The sequence below is a fragment of the Streptomyces sp. NPDC055025 genome, from assembly GCF_053608565.1.
Genome location: NZ_JBSGVS010000077.1, coordinates 19,893 through 40,229, shown reverse-complemented (window position 1 = coordinate 40,229; position 20,337 = coordinate 19,893). Strand labels below are relative to the sequence as shown.

The 20,337-nt window shown below is 70.6% G+C and carries 19 protein-coding genes; 11 read left to right on the top strand and 8 right to left on the bottom strand.

What is annotated here, in order from left to right:
* Positions 1-84: 84 nt before the first annotated feature.
* Entirely contained in the window at positions 85-2,196 is a 2,112-nt protein-coding gene (locus ACWGDX_RS34155; protein ID WP_453631962.1) for a glycosyl hydrolase family 28-related protein, read from the bottom strand.
* Positions 2,197-2,511: 315 nt separating this feature from the next.
* Here ACWGDX_RS34155 and ACWGDX_RS34150 point away from each other — a divergent pair, with 315 nt between their 5' ends.
* The 3 genes from ACWGDX_RS34150 to ACWGDX_RS34140 all read left to right on the top strand — a co-directional run bounded on the left by ACWGDX_RS34150 (position 2,512) and on the right by ACWGDX_RS34140 (position 5,502).
* Positions 2,512-3,549, top strand: coding sequence for an alpha/beta fold hydrolase (locus ACWGDX_RS34150; RefSeq protein ID WP_453631960.1), 1,038 nt, complete (start codon positions 2,512-2,514; stop codon positions 3,547-3,549).
* Between the two features lie 136 nt (positions 3,550-3,685).
* A complete protein-coding gene (locus tag ACWGDX_RS34145) occupies positions 3,686-4,450 on the top strand; it encodes an SDR family NAD(P)-dependent oxidoreductase (RefSeq protein ID WP_453631958.1) in 765 nt (254 codons plus the stop codon).
* 212 nt (positions 4,451-4,662) lie between these two features.
* The gene (locus ACWGDX_RS34140) at positions 4,663-5,502 is read left to right on the top strand and encodes a helix-turn-helix transcriptional regulator (RefSeq protein ID WP_453631956.1); all 840 of its coding nucleotides are present in this window, start codon (positions 4,663-4,665) and stop codon (positions 5,500-5,502) included.
* Positions 5,503-5,559: 57 nt separating this feature from the next.
* On the opposite strand, the gene ACWGDX_RS34135 is transcribed toward ACWGDX_RS34140, so the two are convergent.
* The 3 genes from ACWGDX_RS34135 to ACWGDX_RS34125 all read right to left on the bottom strand — a co-directional run bounded on the left by ACWGDX_RS34135 (position 5,560) and on the right by ACWGDX_RS34125 (position 8,204).
* Positions 5,560-6,018, bottom strand: a complete 459-nt coding sequence (locus ACWGDX_RS34135) for a VOC family protein (protein WP_453631954.1) — start codon at positions 6,016-6,018, stop codon at positions 5,560-5,562.
* Positions 6,019-6,147: 129 nt separating this feature from the next.
* Positions 6,148-6,786: a DinB family protein gene (locus tag ACWGDX_RS34130; RefSeq protein ID WP_453631952.1), complete on the bottom strand. Its 639-nt coding sequence runs from the start codon at positions 6,784-6,786 to the stop codon at positions 6,148-6,150.
* Positions 6,787-6,998: 212 nt separating this feature from the next.
* Positions 6,999-8,204, bottom strand: a complete 1,206-nt coding sequence (locus tag ACWGDX_RS34125) for a cysteine desulfurase-like protein (RefSeq protein ID WP_453631950.1) — start codon at positions 8,202-8,204, stop codon at positions 6,999-7,001.
* Between the two features lie 265 nt (positions 8,205-8,469).
* On the opposite strand from ACWGDX_RS34125, the gene ACWGDX_RS34120 reads away from it, so the two are divergent.
* The 3 genes from ACWGDX_RS34120 (at position 8,470) to ACWGDX_RS34110 (ending at position 9,857) form a co-directional block, all read left to right on the top strand.
* Positions 8,470-8,916, top strand: a complete 447-nt coding sequence (locus tag ACWGDX_RS34120) for a hypothetical protein (protein WP_453631949.1) — start codon at positions 8,470-8,472, stop codon at positions 8,914-8,916.
* 33 nt (positions 8,917-8,949) lie between these two features.
* A complete protein-coding gene (locus tag ACWGDX_RS34115; RefSeq protein WP_453631947.1) occupies positions 8,950-9,456 on the top strand; it encodes an alpha/beta fold hydrolase in 507 nt (168 codons plus the stop codon).
* Between the two features lie 113 nt (positions 9,457-9,569).
* Positions 9,570-9,857 (top strand): Tn3 family transposase, encoded by a 288-nt coding sequence (locus ACWGDX_RS34110; protein WP_453631945.1) that lies wholly within the window; start codon positions 9,570-9,572, stop codon positions 9,855-9,857.
* Between the two features lie 359 nt (positions 9,858-10,216).
* Here ACWGDX_RS34110 and ACWGDX_RS34105 read toward each other — a convergent pair whose 3' ends face one another.
* On the bottom strand, positions 10,217-11,755 hold the full coding sequence (locus tag ACWGDX_RS34105) for a S1 RNA-binding domain-containing protein (protein ID WP_453631943.1): 1,539 nt from the start codon (positions 11,753-11,755) through the stop codon (positions 10,217-10,219).
* Between the two features lie 191 nt (positions 11,756-11,946).
* Here ACWGDX_RS34105 and ACWGDX_RS34100 point away from each other — a divergent pair, with 191 nt between their 5' ends.
* Positions 11,947-13,320, top strand: coding sequence for a hypothetical protein (locus tag ACWGDX_RS34100; protein ID WP_453631941.1), 1,374 nt, complete (start codon positions 11,947-11,949; stop codon positions 13,318-13,320).
* Between the two features lie 2 nt (positions 13,321-13,322).
* On the opposite strand, the gene ACWGDX_RS34095 is transcribed toward ACWGDX_RS34100, so the two are convergent.
* Positions 13,323-14,060, bottom strand: coding sequence for an NUDIX domain-containing protein (locus tag ACWGDX_RS34095; RefSeq protein ID WP_453631939.1), 738 nt, complete (start codon positions 14,058-14,060; stop codon positions 13,323-13,325).
* A 213-nt stretch (positions 14,061-14,273) separates the two neighbouring features.
* On the bottom strand, positions 14,274-15,047 hold the full coding sequence (locus tag ACWGDX_RS34090; RefSeq protein WP_453631937.1) for an MBL fold metallo-hydrolase: 774 nt from the start codon (positions 15,045-15,047) through the stop codon (positions 14,274-14,276).
* 88 nt (positions 15,048-15,135) lie between these two features.
* On the opposite strand from ACWGDX_RS34090, the gene ACWGDX_RS34085 reads away from it, so the two are divergent.
* A complete protein-coding gene (locus tag ACWGDX_RS34085) occupies positions 15,136-15,774 on the top strand; it encodes a TetR/AcrR family transcriptional regulator (protein WP_453631935.1) in 639 nt (212 codons plus the stop codon).
* A gap of 153 nt (positions 15,775-15,927) precedes the next feature.
* Here the strand turns inward: ACWGDX_RS34085 and paaK are convergent, their stop codons facing one another.
* Positions 15,928-17,313, bottom strand: coding sequence for a phenylacetate--CoA ligase PaaK (gene paaK / locus ACWGDX_RS34080; protein WP_453631933.1), 1,386 nt, complete (start codon positions 17,311-17,313; stop codon positions 15,928-15,930).
* 244 nt (positions 17,314-17,557) lie between these two features.
* Here paaK and ACWGDX_RS34075 point away from each other — a divergent pair, with 244 nt between their 5' ends.
* The 3 genes from ACWGDX_RS34075 to paaB all read left to right on the top strand — a co-directional run bounded on the left by ACWGDX_RS34075 (position 17,558) and on the right by paaB (position 20,315).
* Positions 17,558-18,781 (top strand): thiolase family protein, encoded by a 1,224-nt coding sequence (locus ACWGDX_RS34075; RefSeq protein ID WP_453631931.1) that lies wholly within the window; start codon positions 17,558-17,560, stop codon positions 18,779-18,781.
* A gap of 200 nt (positions 18,782-18,981) precedes the next feature.
* Positions 18,982-19,992, top strand: a complete 1,011-nt coding sequence (paaA, locus tag ACWGDX_RS34070; protein WP_453631929.1) for a 1,2-phenylacetyl-CoA epoxidase subunit PaaA — start codon at positions 18,982-18,984, stop codon at positions 19,990-19,992.
* Positions 19,989-20,315, top strand: a complete 327-nt coding sequence (gene paaB, locus ACWGDX_RS34065; protein WP_453631927.1) for a 1,2-phenylacetyl-CoA epoxidase subunit PaaB — start codon at positions 19,989-19,991, stop codon at positions 20,313-20,315. The genes paaA and paaB overlap by 4 nt, the downstream gene beginning before the upstream one ends.
* Positions 20,316-20,337 lie beyond the last annotated feature (22 nt).

The window sequence follows — 20,337 nt, the reverse complement described above, 5'->3', positions numbered from 1 at the left end:
GCTCCGGACGGCCGGCCGGTTGGGGAATCGCGCGGCGACGGCAGCGGGGTCAGTGGCCGGCGCCGGCGCGAGTCCCGGCCTGTGTCACCAGGGGGACGGGGCCGGCGGGGCGACCACCGGCGGCCGGTCGTCGCAGGTGATGGTGTTCGGCAGCTCCCAGGGGGCGAGCCAGGCGCCGGTGGTGCCGCCGCCGTCGTTGCCGCCGAGGTCCGTCAGTGAGAATTCCGAACCGGCGGGGGTGAAGTTGAACGATCCGCAGTTGTTGACACCGACCGCCCCGACATTGCGGGCGTCCACGTTCTGGAAGGACGCGGAGCCCGCCACCCGGGCGCTGACCACCGAGGTGCCCGTACCGTCGACCTTGATGTCCTTGAAGTGGACATTCGTGATCGAGTACAGATCCTTCACCGGCCAGTCGCTGACCAGCATGATCGCGTTGTAGGTGTTGTCGAGGAAGTGGTCCCCGGTCACCTGGATGTCGGCGTCGATGTCCTTCTCCAGCGCGAAGAACCAGATGGCGCCCAGACCGATGTTCCAGTTCAGCTCGTACGTACCGGCGCGGACCGTGGTGTTGTCGGTGATCCACAGATGTCCGGTGAACGCCTCCGCGCCGAAGCGCGATCCGACCTGGATGGCGCTGCCCTCCCGGATCGGGTCGGCGATGAGGTTGTTGGAGACGGTGTTGTCCTCGCCGCCGTAGATGGCGATGCCGTTCGCGAGCACCGGCGTCTGGACGGTGTTGTGGTCGAACGTGTTGCCCGCGTTGGTGGTCTTCTCGGACCACATGGCGAGACCGTCGTCGCCGGAGTTGCGGACGAAGTTGTTCGACACCACCGAATCCGTCACACCGGTGTGGAAATTGAGGCCGTCGGCGATCTGGTCGACGATGACATTGTCGGTGACCCGCAGATTCGACATGGGTCCGTCGAACCAGAGACCCACCTTGGTGTGGCGGATGTAGAGGCCGTCGATGGTGGAGTCGCTCATCGCACCGCCGATGCCGTTCACCTGGTCGGTGTCGATGCGCTCACGGACATCGCCCTCGATCGCGAAACCGGAGAGATGGACATCGGAACTGCCGCCGTCCGCCGCGTCCTTGCCGTAGAAGCCGACGCCGGTGTGGACCGAGCCGTCGGGGGCGGGGGTGCTCAGCTCCACCTGACGGCCCTTGATGATGGTGTACCAGCTGCCCGCGCCCACGATCGTCACGTCGTCGACGATGATGTGGCGGTTCACCTGATACGTGCCCGGCGGTATGTACACCTTGAGGTGCTTGCGCTTCGCGAAGGCGATGGCCCTGTCGATCGCGTCGGCGGAGTCACGCCGGCCGAGCGGATCCGCTCCGAACGCCAGCACGTTCGCCGCGACGAGCTCGACCCGCGGAGCACCGACGAGTTGTGAGTCGAGCAGATCGATCACCGTCCACGCGGCCCTGCTCCCGGCGGGCACCGTGAGCCGTACCTTGTCACCCGCGCGGTACTTCTTCCCGAGCAGAAGACGCTGCTCGTCGTAGAAGTGGTTCGGCCGGAAGGGCTTGTCGATCACCGGGGCCGGTGTCGTGTCGCTCGGCACACAGGCGCATTCGGTGATCCACCAGTCGGGGTGCAGCAGACCGGCGTTCGGGTCGTTCGAGAACGGATACTGGTTGTAGAGCCACGCGTACTGCGACGTGAGGGTCATGGTGGACCGCTTCCCGCCGTTCACCGTGACATCGAGGGGTGCGGTGATGCCGCCGCCGTCGGGGGCGTCCGGAATGCTGTACCGCACGGTGATCGCGTCGGCCGCGCTCGGCAGCGTGAACTCGACGTGTTGGCCCGGCGTCAGCTTGACCGCCTTACGCCCGGACGCCTCCGCCGGCAGTGTGTACGCCGTACGGTCCGGGCCGATGACCGTGCCGTTCGTCGTGGCATTCTCCGCCTCCTGCTCGACGAAGTCGACGCGCGCGCCCCTGCCCGCGACGAGCGAGGGATCGAGGGCGGCGCGTGTCACGACGGGGGCCGACGCCGCCGACGCGCCGTCAGCGCCCGCGCCGGCGAGGGCCGTACCACCGGACAGCACACTGAGGCCGACGGCGGCCGCGGTCACGGCGGCGACGGCCCTGGCCGTCCTGACGGTCCGGGAGGCACCGGCGGTGGCGGTCCCGCGCGGTGATCTGCCGGACCGTCTCGCTACGGCTCCTGTGATGCTCCATGACATCGAAATGCTCGTTTCTGTCGGGAGGGTGAACGCCTGCGACGCTCGACGGAGCGGACGCCATGAGGGGACATGAGGTGAGGTGACCCTAGGACCCGCGCGGGCCGTTCCACAAGGCTCATGCGAAGTGATTTCGTCTCCTTGCCGCTCAACTGCGTGGGCCCGTTGAATTTTTGCGCTGGCTGCCATGGTTCGTTGCCGGATTTCCGCAACGCGGGGGCGGGGTTTGCCGGACCGGCAACGGAACTCGCGTTCGCCGTACGCGCCCCGCATGATCACAAGGGCGCCCGAACCGGCGTCAAAGCCCCAGGAGGAAGCATGTCGCAGCACACCCGTCCGTCACCCGCTTCCGCCCCGGACGCGCGGCACCGGTTGGTGCCCACCCCTGGCGGCCGTATCCATCTGGTGGAGCAGGGGACCGGCCCGCTGGTCCTGCTGGTGCACGGGTTTCCCGAGTCCTGGTACTCCTGGCGCCGTCAGCTCCCGGCGATCGCCGCGGCGGGTTTCCGCGCGGTGGCCATCGACGTCCGCGGATACGGACGCTCGTCGAAGCCCGTGGAGGTGGAGGCGTACCGGATGCTCGACCATGTCGAGGACAACGCCGCCGTCGTACGGGCGCTGGGCGAGGAGACCGCGGTGATCGTGGGCCATGACTGGGGCTCGGCCATCGCCGCCAACTCCGCCCTTCTCAGGCCGGAGATCTTCACGGCCGTCGGACTGCTGAGTGTTCCCTACGCCCCGCGGAACGGTTTCCGGCCCACCGACGCCTTCTCCCGGATCGGTGGCGACGAGGAGTTCTACGTCAGCTACTTCCAGCGGCCCGGCCGGGCGGAGGCGGAGATCGAGCCCGATGTCCGCGCCTGGCTGGCCGGGTTCTACGCCGGGCTCTCGGCCGACACCATGCCGGCGGCCGGCGAGGACAGTCTCTTCTTCGTGCCCCGGGGCGCGAGACTCTCCGACCGCTTCGCCGGGGACACCCTGCCGTCCTGGCTCGGCGAGGCCGATCTCGACTTCTACGCGGGCGAGTTCGAACGGACCGGGCTGACCGGGGCGCTGAACCGCTACCGCAACGCCGACCGGGACTGGGAGGACCTCGCCCCGTGGGACGGAGCGCCGATCGGGCAGCCCTCGCTCTTCCTCGGCGGCGCCCTCGACGCCTCCCTCGGCTGGATGGCCGCCGCCGTCGACGCCTACCCCACGACCCTTCCCGGCCTGGTCTCCTCCCATGTGCTGGAAGGCTGCGGGCACTGGGTGCAGCAGGAGCGCCCCGACGAGACCAACCGGTTGCTGGTCGAGTGGCTACGAGCCCTGCCGGCCCGGGAAGGCCAGGGCGCCGGAGGCGGGGGGCGGCGCTGAGACAGGGACCGCCGGTCCCTGGACAGGTGAGCCCTTCATCCGGTGCCGGGCCCACTCCAGGCTGGGGCGTGGCGGACGGTGTGTCCGGATCGCGTGAGCAGCACGCGGCGGCCGTCCGCCATGAGGGAGCCGTCCCATGACCACAGAGGGAAAGATCGCGATCATCACGGGAGCAAACCGGGGCCTGGGGCGCAGTGCCGCGCTCCGGCTCGCCGAGGACGGTGTCGATCTGATCATCACCTACCGCTCCCACGCCGACGAGGCCGACGCCGTCGTCGACACCGTGACCGGGCTGGGCCGTACCGCCTTCGCCCTTCAGCTCGACACCGGTGAGCTGGAATCGTTCGACCGGTTCACCGACGAGGTACGCCGTGTGCTCAAGGACGGCTGGGGCCGGGAGAGCTTCGACTTCCTGGTCAACAACGCGGGCGGCGCCCTGATGGCACCGTTCGCGGAGACCACCCCGCGGGGCTTCGACGAGCTGATGAACGTGCACTTCCGTGGTGTGTTCTTCCTGACCCAGGGACTCGTGCCGCTCCTCGCGGACGGCGGCCGGATCATCAATGTGTCCACGGGGCTGACCCGCTTCACCGGGCACGGTGCCTCGGCGTACGCGTCGATGAAGGGCGCCGTCGAGGTCCTCACCCGGTATCTCGCCAAGGAACTCGGCCCGCGCGGGATCACCGTGAACACGGTCGCCCCCGGTCCCGTGGCCACCGACTTCGGCGGCGGCCTCCTCCGCGACGACGAGGAGATCCGCTCCCTGCTGAACAGCCAGACCGCGCTGGGCCGGGTGGGGGAACCCGAGGACATCGGCGGCGTCGTCGCCGCGGTGCTCTCCGCGCGCACCGGATGGATCACCGGGCAGCGTATCGAGGCGTCGGGCGGCACCCTGCTCTGAGCGGTACGCGGTGGCGCGGCTCCGAGCCGGTACGCGGTGGCGGGCTCCGAGCCGGTACGCGGTGGCGCGCGGTTTCCGTGATCCCGTGCGCGAACGCGAACCGGCGGGGCGCCACCGCGGTCCAGGGGCGCCCCGCCGAGCCCGGCGGCCACCGCGGAGCCGGCGGCCACCGGCGATCCTGGGGCCGAGGACCGAAGAGGGAGACTGAGCACATGGACAGAGCGCAACTCGCGGACTTCCTCCGTACCCGCCGCGAGGCCCTTCAGCCCGAGGACGTGGGTCTCCCCCGCGGCCCGCGCCGGCGGACCCGTGGTCTGCGCCGCGAGGAGGTGGCGGCCCTGTGCGGTATGTCCACCGACTACTACAGCCGTATGGAGCAGCGGCGCGGTCCGCAGCCCTCGGAACCGATGCTCGCCGCGATCGCGCGCGGACTGCGTCTGTCCCTGGACGAGCGCGACCATCTCTTCCGGATGGCCGGGCACAACACCCCTGGCCGGACGCTGCGCGGCGAGCATGTCAATCCGGGGATCATGCGCATCCTGGACCGTCTGCACGACACTCCGGCACAGGTCATCACCGGACTCGCTGAAACGCTGACGCAGACCGGACTCGCGGTCGCGCTCCTCGGCGACGAGACCCGTCACACCGGACTGGCGCGCAGCATGGTCCACCGCTGGTTCACCGAGCCGCGCGCACGGCTCATCTATCCCGAGGACGACCACCCCGCGCACAGCCGGTTCTTCACCTCCCAACTGCGCACCGCCTACTCCCGCCAGGGCGCGGACTCCCGCGCCGGGCGGATCGTCGGCGCGCTCCTGGAGGAGAGCGAGGAGTTCGCGGCCCTGTGGAGCGCGCATGAGATCGGCATCCCGCGCGGCGAACCCAAGCGGATCCGCCACCCCCAGCTGGGTGTGCTCGAACTCCACTGCCAGGTCCTCTTCGACGTCGACCAGGCGCAGGCGCTTCTCGTCTACACCGCCACCCCCGGCACGGAGAGCTACGAGAAGCTCCAGCTCCTGTCCGTCGTGGGGGACCGGCAGCCCCACACCTGACGGCGGTCGGGCGAGTGGTCGGGCGGGCGGTCGGGCGGGCGGTCGGGCGAGTGGTCGTCAGTCGCCGTCGGCGGGCGGGCGGTCGGCGAAGACGCCATGGAGTATCCCGGTCGCCTGGCCCACCTCGACCAGATATCCGTCGGGGTCCCGCAGATAGCAGCGCAGCTCCGCCTTGCGGTCGAGCGGCTCGGTCAGGAAGTGCGCGCCCTTCGCGGTGGCCTGCTCGTAGAAGGCGGCCAGATCGGCGACCCGCACGTTGAGGAACGACGACACGGGATCACCGGGGGCGGGCGGAGTGAGGACGACATCGGGCTTGTCCGGGGTGGGTCCGCCGCCGGGGTTCATGATGATCCAGCCATTGGCCACCTTCACGATCCCGGGATTCTCGGCGAGCACCACCTCGCCGCCGAGGACGTCCGCGTAGAAGCGGCTCGACACGCCGACATCACGCACGGTGAGAAAATGCGTCAGGACCAGCCCCTGTGCCGGTGCCGGAAGGTCTTCTCGCCGCGCCATCGCCATCTCCCCAGCTCAGCCACGCGCCGGCCGACCGCCGTACGTGTTCGGGACCGCTCCGTCACGTCCACTCTGCTGGCACCCGGGCACTCGGGCAACTCAACGCGTACCGCCGGTCACCCCGGTCCGTCACCGCTGCCGGGCCCGCCACAGATCGCGTATCAGGGCGATCTCGGCCCCGTGGTGCAGGAGTTCCTGGTTGACCCACCAGACCGTTTCGACGAACGGGTCGTCGGGATCGCTGCCGTGGGGGTAGGTGCTGTGTCCCACCGTGTCGAGCGCGGTGTCGTCGGCGGTGAGCAGGGCGTTCCGCCATGCCGTGGCGCCCTGGTGGAAGGCCGCGACCGCCCCGGCGGCGTCCCCGCAGCTGTGGTAGTCGTCCTTGGTCAGCTTGTGACCGCCGGCCGTGTGGTCGGCCCGGAGAGTCAGCATCTCGCTGAGGTGGCTCAAGCGCCACGCGATGGTGGTGAAGGGCGGCGGCGAGGGATGGGGCATGGGCGCCGTGTCCCGCCCCCAGTCCCCGGCGCCGGACAGAAGGGTGGCGCGTGGCCCCGGCCCGGATGAGCGCCGTCGGACCGACCAGCAGTCGGGCACCGGCTCCCAGAGGTACTCCTCGTCGGTCAGGGGACCGACCTCGACGTCCGTCCCGTTGCCGCTGTCCATGACGGGTCCCGTCAGCCGGGCGGCGAGGCGTTCACGCGCGAAGTCGAACTGCCCCAGCAACGGAACCAGACGGGCCGGCGGTGTCGTCGGAGGCGCTGTTGTCATCGGACGCTCCTGGAGCGGTACGGCGGGGCGGGAGGGAGGTGCTGGTCCGCCACCCTGTCACGGTCCAGGACCGCGCCGCGCATCATTTTCAGGGCCGCCGCCGTCACGGGCCCGACGCCGGCCATCCCCGACGTCCGACGCCGACGCCCGCCGCCCCACCGCCGCCGCCCCACCGCCCCCGTCGCCGCGCACCCGGCGCCCGGCGCCCTCCGTCAGACGGCCAGTTCCCCGACGGCTTCCAGCAGCCGGTCGACATCGGAACGGTCGTTGTAGTGGACGAGCCCGGCACGTACCGCGCCGCCGCTCTCCCGCAGCCCCAGGACCTCCGTCAGCTCCCAGGCATAGCAGTGTCCGTCCCAGACATTGACCCGGCGGGCCGCGAGGTGCCCCGCGACCTCCGCCGGCGCGTGTCCCGTCACCCGGAAATAGGCGGTCGCCGTCCGCCGCGCGGGCTTTCCGTACAGCGTGACACCGGGCAGTTCCTCAAGACCCCGCAGCATCACCCCGAACAGCTCGTGCTCGGCCTCCTCCACCGCCCTCATCGAAACGAGCAGCCGCTCGCGCCGCCCGCCCGCCCCCGGTCCGGCCAGATCCGCCAGATGATCGACGGCGGCGGTGACCCCGGCCAGATCCGCGAAGGGCGGTGTCCCCGTCTCGAAGCGCAGCGGCACCGCGCCGGGCGAGCAGGCCAGCTGGTCCGGGTGGAGTGTCTCCAGCAGCGCCGGATCCGCGGCGACCGCGCCGATGTGCGGACCGGACCACTTGTAGGCACTGGTGGCGTAGAAGTCCGCGCCCAGCGCGCCGACATCGACCGGACCGTGCGGAGTGGCGTGCACCCCGTCCACATAGGTCAGGGCGCCGACCGCGTGCGCCTTGGCGGTGATGGCCGCGACATCGGGGCGGGTGCCGAGAATATTGCTGGCCGCGGTCACCGCCACCAGCCGGGTGCGCTCGCCGAGCAGCGTGTCGTACTGCTCCACCGGCAGCTCGCCCGTCGCCGGGTCGACCTCGGCCCACCGTACGACCGCGCCCGCGCGGGCCGCGGCCTGCACCCAGGGGCGGATGTTCGCGTCATGGTCCAGCCGGGAGAGCACTATCTCGTCACCGGGCCGCCAGGTGTCGGCGAGGGTCCGGGAGAAGCGGTAGACGAGCGAGGTGGTGTTCTGGCCCAGGACGATGCCCTCGGGAACCCCGCCGACCAGATCGGCGACCGCCCGGCGGCACCCGGCCACGATCTCCCCCGAGTACCGGCTGGCGGCGAAGGAGCCGCCCGCGTTGCCGATCCCGGTGCGGTACGCGTCGGTGATCGCGTCGATGACCACGGCCGGCACCTGGGTGCCCGCCGCACCGTCGAGATAGACCGTTCCGTCACCGAGCGCAGGGTAGGACGCACGTACCGACGCCACGTCAAAGGTCATGACCGGTAACTCCTTCTCGCTGGATTCCTCGTGGATGCCCGTGCCGGATCCCGCCGCACCCTCTCGATCACCGGTGCGACGCTGGAGCATATCTCTGCTGTGGATACCCCCCGCGGGCCCGCTCGCTCCCGATCCGGGGGCAACGGTCCGGACAGCGGTCCGGTACGGCGGCTGCGCGTATATGTCGGTCGCACCGCGTCACGGTCCCTCTCGTTGCCAATCTCGTGGCCGACGGACCACGGGGGAGGTACGGACGGGGCCGCGGGTGGTGTTCGTCCATGGCATCGTTGGTCCTCGGGAGTCGGACCGTGAACGGGCCCTGTGGTCCGAGGCGCTCGCCACGGGTATGCGGGCCGCGGGCCACTCCTCGCTCGCCGAGCGGCTGTCGGCCGGCGGGCCGGACGCGCCCGTGTGCTCCTTCGCGTACTACGCCGATCTCTTCTCGCGTCCGCAGGCCCAGGGCGCCGGTGACATACCGCTGGAGGAGGACGAGGCGGAGATCCTCAGCGGACTGCTGGTCGAGCCGGTGGCCGCGCTGACCGCGGAGCACGCCGGGAGCGACGGACCGCGGGACGGCCGCTGGGTGACCCGGGGCAGGGTCCTGGCACACGCCCGGGTCCAGGCCGCCCCGGCGGGGCAGGCGCAGGGAACCCTCTCCGTCGTGCGCCGGGCGATCAATGTGGCGACCACTCTGATGGCGTTGAAACCGTGAAGCGGTGTCGCGCGCTGGGCGACCCCGAGGCTGATGGTCGGGGACCTGGCGCAGGTGTCGCGCCATCTGGCGCGCGGGGAGCGCGACAAGGACGGTCCGAGCCTCGACCAAAGGGTCGGACAGCGGGGGCGCGACGCGCTCGGAGACGGTCCCGCGGTCGTGGTGGCGCACTCCCTGGGTACGGTCGTGGCGCTGGAGACGCTCCACCACCACGGGGCGGAAACGCCTCTGCTGGTGACGCTGGGTTCCCCGCTCGCGACGCGTACGGTCGTGTGGCCGAGGCTCGTCCCCCAGCCGCCGAGCGCGCCCGAACATGTCGCGCGATGGCTGAATTTCTGGGACCGGGACGACATCATCACCGTACGTCCTCGTCTCGAACACGATTTGCGGGCGAACGCGGCGGGTGTTCTCCCGGAGAGCGCGCGGATCGACTCCGACGGGGTGTGGGTCCATTCGGCGGGCAAGTATCTGGCGCAGCCGGCCGTCGCGGGCCCTGTCGCGGAGGCGCTGTCCCGTACCGGTCCGGGTGTCGGCCGCTGATCCGGACGGCCGCCGGCCCCGCGCACAGGGCTCCGGTCTCCCGGCGTGGGAGGGGTCCTGTTCTTCCGGCCGTCCCACGCCGTCACCTACGAGCACATCGACGCCCTGTGAGGGTGACCGTCTCGTTCCGCGAGGGCGCCATCTCCTCCACCCTGCTGCTCAAGCGGCTGCGCTCTGGCTCCCACAAGAACGCCGCCTACACCGCCTTCCGCGAGGTCGGGCGGGTGATCCGTACCGTCCAGCTGCTTCGGTATCTCTCGGACGCGCCGCTGCGCGGCCGGGTGACGGCCGCGACCAACAAGGTCGAGACGTTCAACGGCTTCAGCGACTGGGGGCGGTTCGGCCAGCGCTCGAAGACGACCGGGTCCTTGCCCCCGGCCTCGGCGAGGACGAGGTTCTGACGGTCGGTTGACTGCTGGTCGGCCGACACCCGCTTGTAGACCAGGTTGGCCCTGCCGCTCCCCGTGGTGGTGGTCGCATTCGACCCTACCTGTCAGCAAACCCTGTCATCAGCCGTCATCGGATCTGATTGGATTGGCACCGCCGTGGGGCCCCGGAAAGTCCGGGTTCCTTGGACAGCGGCCGCGCCTGTCTTCATTCAATCGTTTGACGACAGGAAAGGCGAGGTGGCACAAGGAAACACCTGTGGTTGCTAGTGCTGTGACCGCATAGGTTCACCGGGTTGGGGGCGGGGCCTCGCCTTACCAAACAGCCTGAGGGACTGGAGCACTCGCGCAGGGGAGGCAGCAACACTCAGGTGTCACCGGAGGTCGGGGGAGGCCTCACATCGGGAGAGTGCCAGCCTGCGTCGTTGTGGATCGATTTCTGTGACGACGACTGTGACCTCGTCGCCGACCTGAAGGACGTCCTCCGGAGTCTCCACAGGCACCCGGGTGAGCTCTCGTAGCTGGACCAGTCCCTCAATGCCGTCGGCGACCTGAACGAAGACGCCGAACGGGACCACCTTGGTGACCTGTCCGTGCAGCGTCTGACCCACCGCGGTCCCTTCGACGAACGCTGCGAAGGGGTCAGGCTGCATCGCCTTCAAGGACAGCCTTGCCTCTCCGTTCCAGTCGTCGAACTGGAGGAACTCACATGAGACGTGCTGTCCGACCCGAACGACGTCCGAAACTGAGTCGATGTGGCGCCACGACAGTTCGGGGATCGTGATGAACCCGACGCCAGGGAAGACCGGGTGGTCAGGGCCGTCGTCCAGCGACACGAACACGCCGAACCGCTCGATCGCCGCAACAGTGCCGGAAAGGACCTCTCCGCGGTGACGTGATGTCAGGAATGCCCAGAGTTCCGGATTCTCGGTGGCGGTCATCGCCAGCCGGACCCGGCCCTCGTCCAGGTCAACGGCCATCACCTCAGCGGTGATCCGTCGGCCGACCTCCACGGCCGCAGCCGTATTCCAGCGCCATGAGACGTCCGCCGGCCAGACAGTTCCCAGGGGGCGCGCGGAGAATCCGTCCAGGGCCACCGCCACCCCGTGAGACCGCGTGATCTCTACAACCGTCCCGCTGCAGAGGTCGCCAACGTGGATCCCTGCCAAGAACTCCCGGGAAGTCTGATCGTCCAGCGCTGCCCCCATGCCGTCCAGCCTCTCATGGAGAACCGTGTGCCGGGCCTCGCCGGCGCGGTGCAACCGTCCGGCGAGCCAGGTCAGGGCACGGAGCGGGTCGCCGAGGACGGCGCGGCCCTCTCCGGTGGCCACAGCGGTGCCGTCGACGCTGACGACCAGCGGCTCGGCGGCCAGGTCCATGTCCGCGCTGAGCGGCACCATGGGCCCGGTGACCACCCGGGCACAGGACGCGTTGTCGGCGATGCTGTCCGCCACCGTGATGCGCCAGCTGGTGAACCGGGTGTCGATCACCTCCAGGGCGAGGAACACCTTCTCCACCGCCGCCCGTGCCTCGTCCACGCTCACGCTCGGGCCCGCCAGGTCACAGCCGAGTCTGAAAGCAATCTCCGCCTCCACCCGCGGCTGCATCAGCAGGGACCGGGCAATGGTGCTGCCGGTAGGCAGCACCATTCCATCCAGAAGGACACCCGAGTCCGACTCGTCGACGCCCATCTGTTCCTGCATGGCCTGAGAAGTCATTCCGGCCTTGTGGCCGACGACTCGGGCGCCACCCGAGATCCGCCGGGCCGCCGCTGCCCTCTGTACCCGATAGGCGGACTCCAAAGGCAGCTCCGGCCGCCGAACGGTCAGCGCGTCGATCGCCACTTGCTCGTACTCCGCCGCCAGCAGAGCCGACGCCGTAGCGGCGATCCAGCGGTCATCCTGCTCGTCCATGACGATCCCTCCTCGTGGCACGGGGCATCACATGCGGTTCGCAGACGTGGGCGTGGGAGCAGATCCGGGGCGGCGCCGGTGTCGGCCGCGCCGGGCGGGGACCTGATGAACAGTCAACCGGCGGGCTCGGCGCAGCGGTACGGTGATGGGCAGGCCAAGCGGTATATCTCGTATATACGGGGCAGGTGCTCATGACCACGCGCACGCCGAACGTCCAGCTCAGCGCCCTTGTCGCCGAATCCGGCCTCACCTACGAGGCGCTGGCCAAGGCGGTCTGCGCGGTCGCCGCCGAATGCGGCGCACGCCTACGCACGAACAAGTCCAACGTCGAACACTGGCTCAGCGGGTCCGTGCCTCGCGGTGACACACCCCGCTACCTCGCGGTCGCGCTCTCCCGGCGCCTGGGCCACCTCCTGACCACCGCCGACCTCGGACTGCCCTCCCCAGCGGAGGCCGAGAATGACACCATCGGACTGTCCCTCGGGAGCGACCCGCTGGACGCCCTGCTGCCCATGTGGAGGTACGAGTTGGACCGCCGCCGCTTCCTGACGGCCTCCGCCTACTCCATGGCAGCAGCGGCCTTACCCCTCAGCCACGTTCAGGACATCGCCTCCCGTACCGAGGCCGCCCGCACCGGCTACACCATCGGCATGGCCGAAGTCGCCGCCGTCCGCGACATGATCCACGCATTCTCCGAGATGGACGAACGCCACGGCGGACAACACGGCCGCAGTGCCCTGGTCACCTACCTCCGCGACGACGTCGCCCCGCTGTGCCGGGCCCGGTTCCGTACCGACGAAGTCCGCCGGCAGATGCTGTCCGCCGCTGGCCGAGGCGTCCACCTGCTGGGCTGGAAGAGCTACGACGCAGGTCAGCAGGGACTCGCCCAGCGCTACTACCTCCAGTCCTACGCTCTGGCCGCCGAATCCCGCCTGCGCGGGCACGACGGATTCGTGATGCGCACGATGGCCATGCAGGGCCTGAGGCTCCATCGCCCCGAGCACTGCCTGGCCTTGGCCGAGACCGGACTGAACCGGGCCAAGGGACGAGTGGATGCCCGGACCGAAGCACTTTTCCGCGTCGTCCACGCCCACACACTGGCCAGGAGTGGCAAGCACCGCGCGGCCCTTGCCGAGGCTGAACATGCCCGTACCTTGCTGACCGGCGCCCCCGGCGACGAGGTGCCGTTCTGGGCGCTGGCCTGGGGCCCACCGGCGGCGTCGGTGTACTCCCGCACCGCCAAGGTCCACGAGACCGTAGGAGATCACCGGGCCGCCGCCGAGCAGCACGCGCTGGCCGCCACCGCCCGCCCGGCGGACACCTACGCGCGGATCGTTGCCCTGGACCTGGTCGCGGGCGCAGAGATGCAGCTCAAGCGCGGCAGCATTGAGCAGGCGTGCGCAACCTGGCACCGGGCCATCGACCACATGGGCGGTGTCCGCTCCGTCCGCACCCGGAAGGCGGTTTCCCGTATGCGCGGCGACCTCGCACGCTTCCGGGCCCGTAGCCTGCGGTGCGTGGCCGAGCTCGACGAACGGGGACGCGACTTCCTTGCCGGCGCCTGACCTCAGCGGCATCCGGAGAAGCGGCGGACGATCGGCTTCAGGTAGTCCGCGTGCGGACCGGCCAGACCGGCCAGTTCGTCCGGTGAGCGCACCAGGGCGATGTCGTCGAGTTCAGGTTCACGGCCCTGGATGCGCTCGGCTGCCGCAGCAACGGTGAGGGCTGCGCGCAGCGTTGCCTCGGGAAGGGCCGGGGCGAGGTAGGTCAGGCCCACACTGCCGTTCTCGCCGCGGGTGACGACCCACAGCTTCAGGTCCTCGGCGGCTGCGCTGATCCCCAACTCCTCGGCGAGCTCACGCGCGGCCTGCCCGGCCAGGCCTGGCTCGTCCAGCACCGCCCCCTGGGGAGGCTCCACAGACCCACCTGGCAGCTGCCAGCGGCCCGGGGCGGCCGTGGAGGGCGACATCCTCGCTGCCAGCACACGGCCGTCGTCGCTCGGCTGAACGACGTTCACGAACAACGAGGGCAGTGCGGTGGCACCGGGAACGCGACGCAAAGCGTAGTGCCGGTACGTCACAGGCACCCAGGAGAGGCGCAGGATGCGCGGGCCAGTCCGCTCCAGTCCCCCACACGCCACCACAGGCCCGTCGAAGAGGGTGGGGTTGGCCTGAACTGCCATGTCCCACACCCGGTCCCGGGCCTCAGCGTCATGGAGTGGCAGCGGCGGTTCCGGAGCTTCGGTCAGCAGGAGCCGTTCAACGTCGAAGAGGTCAATGCCCACAGGGGGCAGTGTCTCGGTCACCGGGCCCATCGTAGAGCCACCCCGGCTCGCACCCCTCACGTCCTGCGCGACTGGCCGACCACCTGGAAGAACGCGGGCCGCCCCGCCTCAAGCCAGGCCACCTGTCGACACCACGAACTCCTCGTTCGAGGATGCGGAAACCGAGTCTCTCACCACCTCAAGATCATCTCGTGGCGGCTTTTGGGCTCACCTTGGCCGGACTCCTGGGAGGGCTCAGACCACGCCGAGCCCGCGGGCCCGCGTGACCGCCTCGGCGAGGCCGTGGGCCATCGGCTCGCCATGACCCGGCAGGAGCGTCAGATCACCGTCGTGCTCGGTGAGTTCGGCCAGCCGGTCGAGCGAGGCGAGCGCCGCGGCGCTGTCATGGGTGAAGGCCCGGCAGATGAGCCGGGGGCCGCGCGCCCCGGTGAGGCCGTCGTGGGTGATGAGCGCGTCCCCCGTGAAGACCGCGCCGTGGCGGGGGAAGAAGTACGCGGTACTCCCCGGGGTGTGGCCCGGCAGCGGCACCGCTTCCGGCGAACCGGGCACCCGGTCGAGCACGAGACGCGCGTCGAAGGTGTCCGGCTCCCGCACCGGCTCGGGGGTGAAACCCCCCTGGAAGGCGAGCCGGAGGGGCAGCGCGACGGCCGCGGGACGGCGCAGCAGATACGGCACGATGGAGCGCTCCGGCTTGACGGCCGCCCGTGCCGGACGGGCGGCGGCGAGGGTGGGCGCGTCGGCTCGATGGGTCCATACCGCGGCTCCCGCCTCGCGGTGGAGCCTGGCCGCGAGCCCGATGTGGTCGATATGGGCGTGGGTGAGCAGCACCGCCTTGATGTCGGTGACGGACGCGCCGAGGCCGGTGAGCGCGTCGGAGAGCATCCGCCAGTGCCCCGGCAGTCCGGCGTCCACGAGGACCAGTCCGTCCGGCTCCTCGACCACATAGAAATTGACCACGCTGTCACCCAGGCGATGGACTCCGGGCGGGCACTGCGAGATCTGCTCCATGGCTGCTCCCAGCTGTTCCGCCCGGCCGTGGCGGCCGGGCAACTTTCAGTAGAATAGACTATATCGAAATCAGGGGGAGGCGGGACTCATGACCGGAGCGGACCGGCCGCGGCGCGGCTACGACAGCAGCGGACGGCAGGCGGCGGCGGCACGCAACCGCGCCGCGATCCTGGACGCCTGCCGGGAGTCGCTGCTGCGGGACGGCTACCGGGCCACCTCGGTGCAGTCCGTGGCCCGGCGCGCGGGCGTCTCCGTACCGACGGTGTACAAGGTGTTCGGCGGCAAGCCGGAGCTGGTGAAAGCCGTCTACGACACCGCTCTCGCGCAGGACGACGAACCGGTGCCCATGCATGCCCGGCCGGAGCTGCGCGCCGTACTCGCGGAGACCGATCCGGTCCGGAAGCTCGCCGGTTACGCGCGCTTCGTGGCGGGCGTCCATGAACGTCTGGCCCCTCTGACGGCCGTCCTGTCCGCGGCCGATCCGGAGCTGGCCGAGCTGGCCGCCACCACCGACCGGGAACGGCGGGCGGGCACCGGGGCGTTCGTCGACCACCTCGGGGTGGCCGGGATGCTGCGTCCCGGTCTGGATCCGGTGCGGGCGGCGGACGCGTGCTGGCTGCTGACCTCTCCTCAGGTCCATGAACGCCTGACCCACGGGCGCGGCTGGGCCACGTCCGAGTACCGGCAGTGGCTCGCCCAGATGCTCGCGGCGGCGCTGCTGCCGTGACGCGACACGCGGGAAGCGACCCCGGCGGGCACGGGGAGCACGGCAGGCACGGGGGGCACGGCGGGCACGGGAGCCCTGGGCACGGGGGCCCGGGGCACAGGCCGTCGAGGCAGGGGGCCCGGGGCACGGACCCCGGGCGCACGGGCCGCCCGGTCAGTCCTGGCGCAGATCCCTGACCCGGCGGATCTTGCCCACCGAGCGCTCCAGGGTGTCGGGGTCGACGACGACCGCGTCGACACTCACCCCGACGCCGTCCTTGACGCCCTGGACGATCTCCCGGGCGGCCTCCGTACGCCGTTCACGCCCGGTCTCCGGACGCGCTTCCACCCGCACGGTCATATGGTCCATCCGGCCCCGGCGGGTCAGTTCGAGCTGGAAGTGCGGGGCGACGCCCGGGACACGCAGCACGATCTCCTCGATCTGGGTCGGGAAGAGATTCACCCCGCGCAGGATGAGCATGTCGTCGCTGCGGCCGGTGATCTTCTGGATTCGCCGGAAGGCGGGGCGGGCGGTGCCCGGCAGCAGCCGGGTCAGATCCCGGGTGCGGTAGCGGATGACGGGGAGCGCCTCCTTGGTGAGCGAGGTGAGGACGAGTTCACCGCCTTCTCCGTCGGCCATCGGCTCATCGCCGAGAGGATCCACGATCTCGGGCCAGAAGTGGTCCTCCCACACATGCGGCCCGTCCTTGGCGTCGACGCACTCCTGGGCCACACCCGGTCCGATCACCTCGGAGAGGCCGTAGATGTCGACGGCGTGGATGTCCATACGCTCCTCGATCTCCCGGCGCATCTCCTCCGTCCATGGCTCGGCGCCGAAGATGCCCACCTCCAGGGAGCTGGTGCGCGGATCGACGCCCTGTCGTTCGAACTCGTCGAGGAGGGTCAGCATGTAGGACGGGGTGACCATGATGATCTCGGGCCGGAAGTCCTGGATGATCTGGACCTGGCGGGCGGTCATTCCGCCCGAGGCGGGGATGACCGTACAGCCGGCCCGCTCGGCGCCGTAGTGGGCGCCGAGGCCTCCGGTGAACAGGCCGTATCCATAGGAGATATGCACCTTGTGGCCGGGCCGGCCGCCGGCGGCGCGGATCGAGCGGGCGACGAGGTCGGCCCAGACGGAGAGATCGTTCTCGGTGTAGCCGACCACCGTGGGACGGCCCGTGGTGCCGCTGGAGGCATGGACGCGGCGGACCTGTTCCATGGGGACGGCGAACATACCGAAGGGGTAGGTGTCGCGGAAGTCGGCCTTCGTGGTGAAGGGGAAGCGGGCCAGATCCGACAGCGCCCGGCAGTCGTCGGGGCCGACCCCGGCCTCGTCGAACTTCTTCCGGTACAGCTCCACATGGGCGTAGGCGTGCCGCAGGGTCGCCCGCAGACAGGTGAGCTGATGCGCTCTCAGCTCCTCGCGCGTCATGCGCTCGCCCGCGTCGAGCAGTTCGTACGGGAGCCTCTCCCCTCGTCGGGTCCCCGTGCCCGCCGGGCCCGTCGCGGCCTCCGTCGGGCCCGTCTCGGCCTCCGTCGGTCCCGTCGCGCCGCTCATCGTGTCTTCTCCACCGGACCGGATGCCCCAGCAGTGACCTGCGTCACGGTTTCCACCACCTTGTAGACCGACCGAACATTCGGTTAGCGTCGGGGTTGTCACCGAATCAAGCGTCACCATCGCCTGTCAAGAGGGCGGCACCGCCCCGGAGAACCCCGCGAGCCGCGACTCCGTCCGTCCTCCCGCCCGCCCGCTCACCCTTCCGTCAGTTCGCCAGCCCGCCAACCCGCCGAGGAGCGCATCGATGTCCGACGAGGTCTATCTGATCGACGGTGCCCGCACCCCGCAGGGCCGCTACGGCGGCGCCCTGGCGACCGTACGGCCCGACGATCTGGCGGCTCTGGTGGTCGGTGAAGCCGTGGTGCGCTCCGGGATTCCGGGCGAGGCCGTGGACGAGGTGATCCTCGGCGCCGCCAACCAGGCGGGCGAGGACAACCGCGATGTGGCCAGGATGGCCGTCCTGCTGGCCGGACTGCCGCACACCGTGCCCGGCTACACCGTCAACCGCCTCTGCGCCTCGGGTCTGACCGCCGTCGCCTCCGCCGCGCAGACGATCCGCTCGGGCGAGGCCGACCTGATCGTCGCGGGCGGGGTGGAGTCGATGACCCGCGCCCCGTGGGTGATGGCGAAGCCCGGCACACCCTGGGCCAAACCGGGCGAGGTGTACGACACCTCGCTGGGCTGGCGCTTCACCAATCCCCGTTTCACCGCGGCCGACCGGGCCGTGTCCGCCGGCTCCGGGTCCGGCGCGGCGAAGGTGACCCTGTCGATGGGCGAGACCGCGGAGGAGGTGGCGGCCCTGGACGGGATCACCCGCGCCGAGTCCGACGCCTTCGCGCTGCGCAGCCACCAAAGGGCCGTCGCCGCCCGGGAGGCGGGCCGCTTCGACCGGGAGATCGTGCCGGTCCCCGTCAAGGGCGGCGAGGTGACCGCCGACGAGGGCCCGCGCCCCGGCACGACACCGGAGAAGCTCGCCGCGCTGCGCACGATCTTCCGCGAGGACGGCATCGTCACCGCGGGCTCCTCCTCGCCGCTGTCCGACGGTGCTGCGGCCCTGGTCGTGGCGAGCGCGGCGGCCGTCGAGCGGTACGGGCTCACCCCCCGGGCCCGGATCGTCACCTCCGCGTCGGCGGGCGTCCAGGCCGGTCTGATGGGCCTCGGCCCGGTGCCCGCCACGGAGAAGGCCCTCACCCGCGCGGGCTGGGGGACCGGCGATCTGGGCGCGGTCGAGCTGAACGAGGCCTTCGCCGCGCAGGCCCTCGCCGTCGTACGCCGCCTGAAGCTCGACGAGGAGCGGGTCAACGCGGACGGGGGTGCCATCGCCCTCGGCCATCCGCTCGGCTGCTCCGGCGCCCGTATCCTGCTCACTCTGCTCGGACGGCTGGAGCGCGAGGACGCCCGCCGGGGTCTGGCCACCCTGTGCGTGGGGGTCGGCCAGGGCGTGGCGATGCTCGTGGAGCGGGTGTGACCGGCGGTCACGGGAGAAGACGGCCGTTTCCGGACCGGTCCGGAAACAGGCCGGGTCCGGCGGGCCGGCGCCGCCCCCCGCCCTGCCGGGCCCGTGTCCTTTTACCTGCCGGTACGTACCCCCTTGGCGGGGCTCGCACGTGCGCAGTAGACTCGTCACACTACATACCGAACGAACGGTCGGTTGGGAAGCTGGTATCGATGACCACGACAGACTCCGCCTCGTCCGTCGCCGCCTCGTCCGTCACCACCGCCACCGGCTCGGACGGAGCGCGCCTCCAGGCGCACTTCGACGCGACCATCGAGCGGGATCAGCGGATCGAACCGCGCGACTGGATGCCCGACGCCTATCGCAAGACGCTGATCAGGCAGATCGCACAGCACGCGCACTCGGAGATCATCGGTATGCAGCCGGAGGGCGAGTGGATCACCCGGGCTCCGTCGCTGCGCCGTAAGGCCATCCTGTTCGCCAAGGTCCAGGACGAGGCGGGGCACGGCCTCTATCTCTACTCCGCGGCCGAGACCCTGGGGGCCGACCGCGCCGATCTGACCGAGCGGCTGATCGAAGGGCGCCAGAAGTACTCCTCGATCTTCAACTATCCGACACCCGGCTTCGCGGATGTCGGGGTGATCGGCTGGTTCGTGGACGGCGCGGCGATCTGCAACCAGGTCCCGCTGTGCCGCAGTTCCTACGGGCCCTACGCGCGCGCCATGGTGCGGATCTGCAAGGAGGAGTCCTTCCACCAGCGGCAGGGCTACGAGCTGCTGATGACGATGATGCGCGGTACGGACGCCCAGCGCGCGATGGTGCAGGACGCGGTCGACCGCTGGTGGTGGCCGTCGCTGATGATGTTCGGGCCGCCCGACGGCGACTCCCCCAACTCCGCGGCCTCGATGGCCTGGAAGATCAAGCGCCACAGCAATGACGAGCTGCGCCAGCGGTTCGTCGATATGACCGTGCCGCAGGCGGAGAAGCTCGGTGTCACGCTCCCCGACCCCGAGCTGCGCTGGAACGAGGAGCGCGGGCGCCATGACTTCGGCACCCCCGACTGGTCCGAGCTCCAGCGGGTGATCCGCGGCGACGGACCGTGCAACGGCGAGCGGGTCGCGCGGCGGCGGACAGCACACGAGGAGGGCGCCTGGGTCCGCGCGGCGGCGACCGCCCACGCGGCCCGCCGGGCCGCCCGGAACGAGGAAGGGACGGCGGCATGAGCGGCCACGAGGAAAGCACGGCGCGGAGCGCGCCGGAGACCACGGGGGAGTGGCCGCTGTACGAGGTGTTCGTACGGGGCAAGCGCGGTCTCAACCATGTGCATGTCGGCTCGCTGCACGCCGCCGACGACGCCATGGCGCTCAGCCACGCCCGTGATCTGTACACCCGGCGCAACGAGGGCGTCAGTATCTGGGTCGTACGCTCCCAGCACATCGCGGCCTCCACGCGCGACGAGAAGGACCCCTTCTTCGCGCCGAGCGCGGACAAGGTCTACCGCCATCCCACCTTCTACGACATCCCCGATGACGTCCCCCACATCTAGGAGCCGGGCATGAGCGCATCCA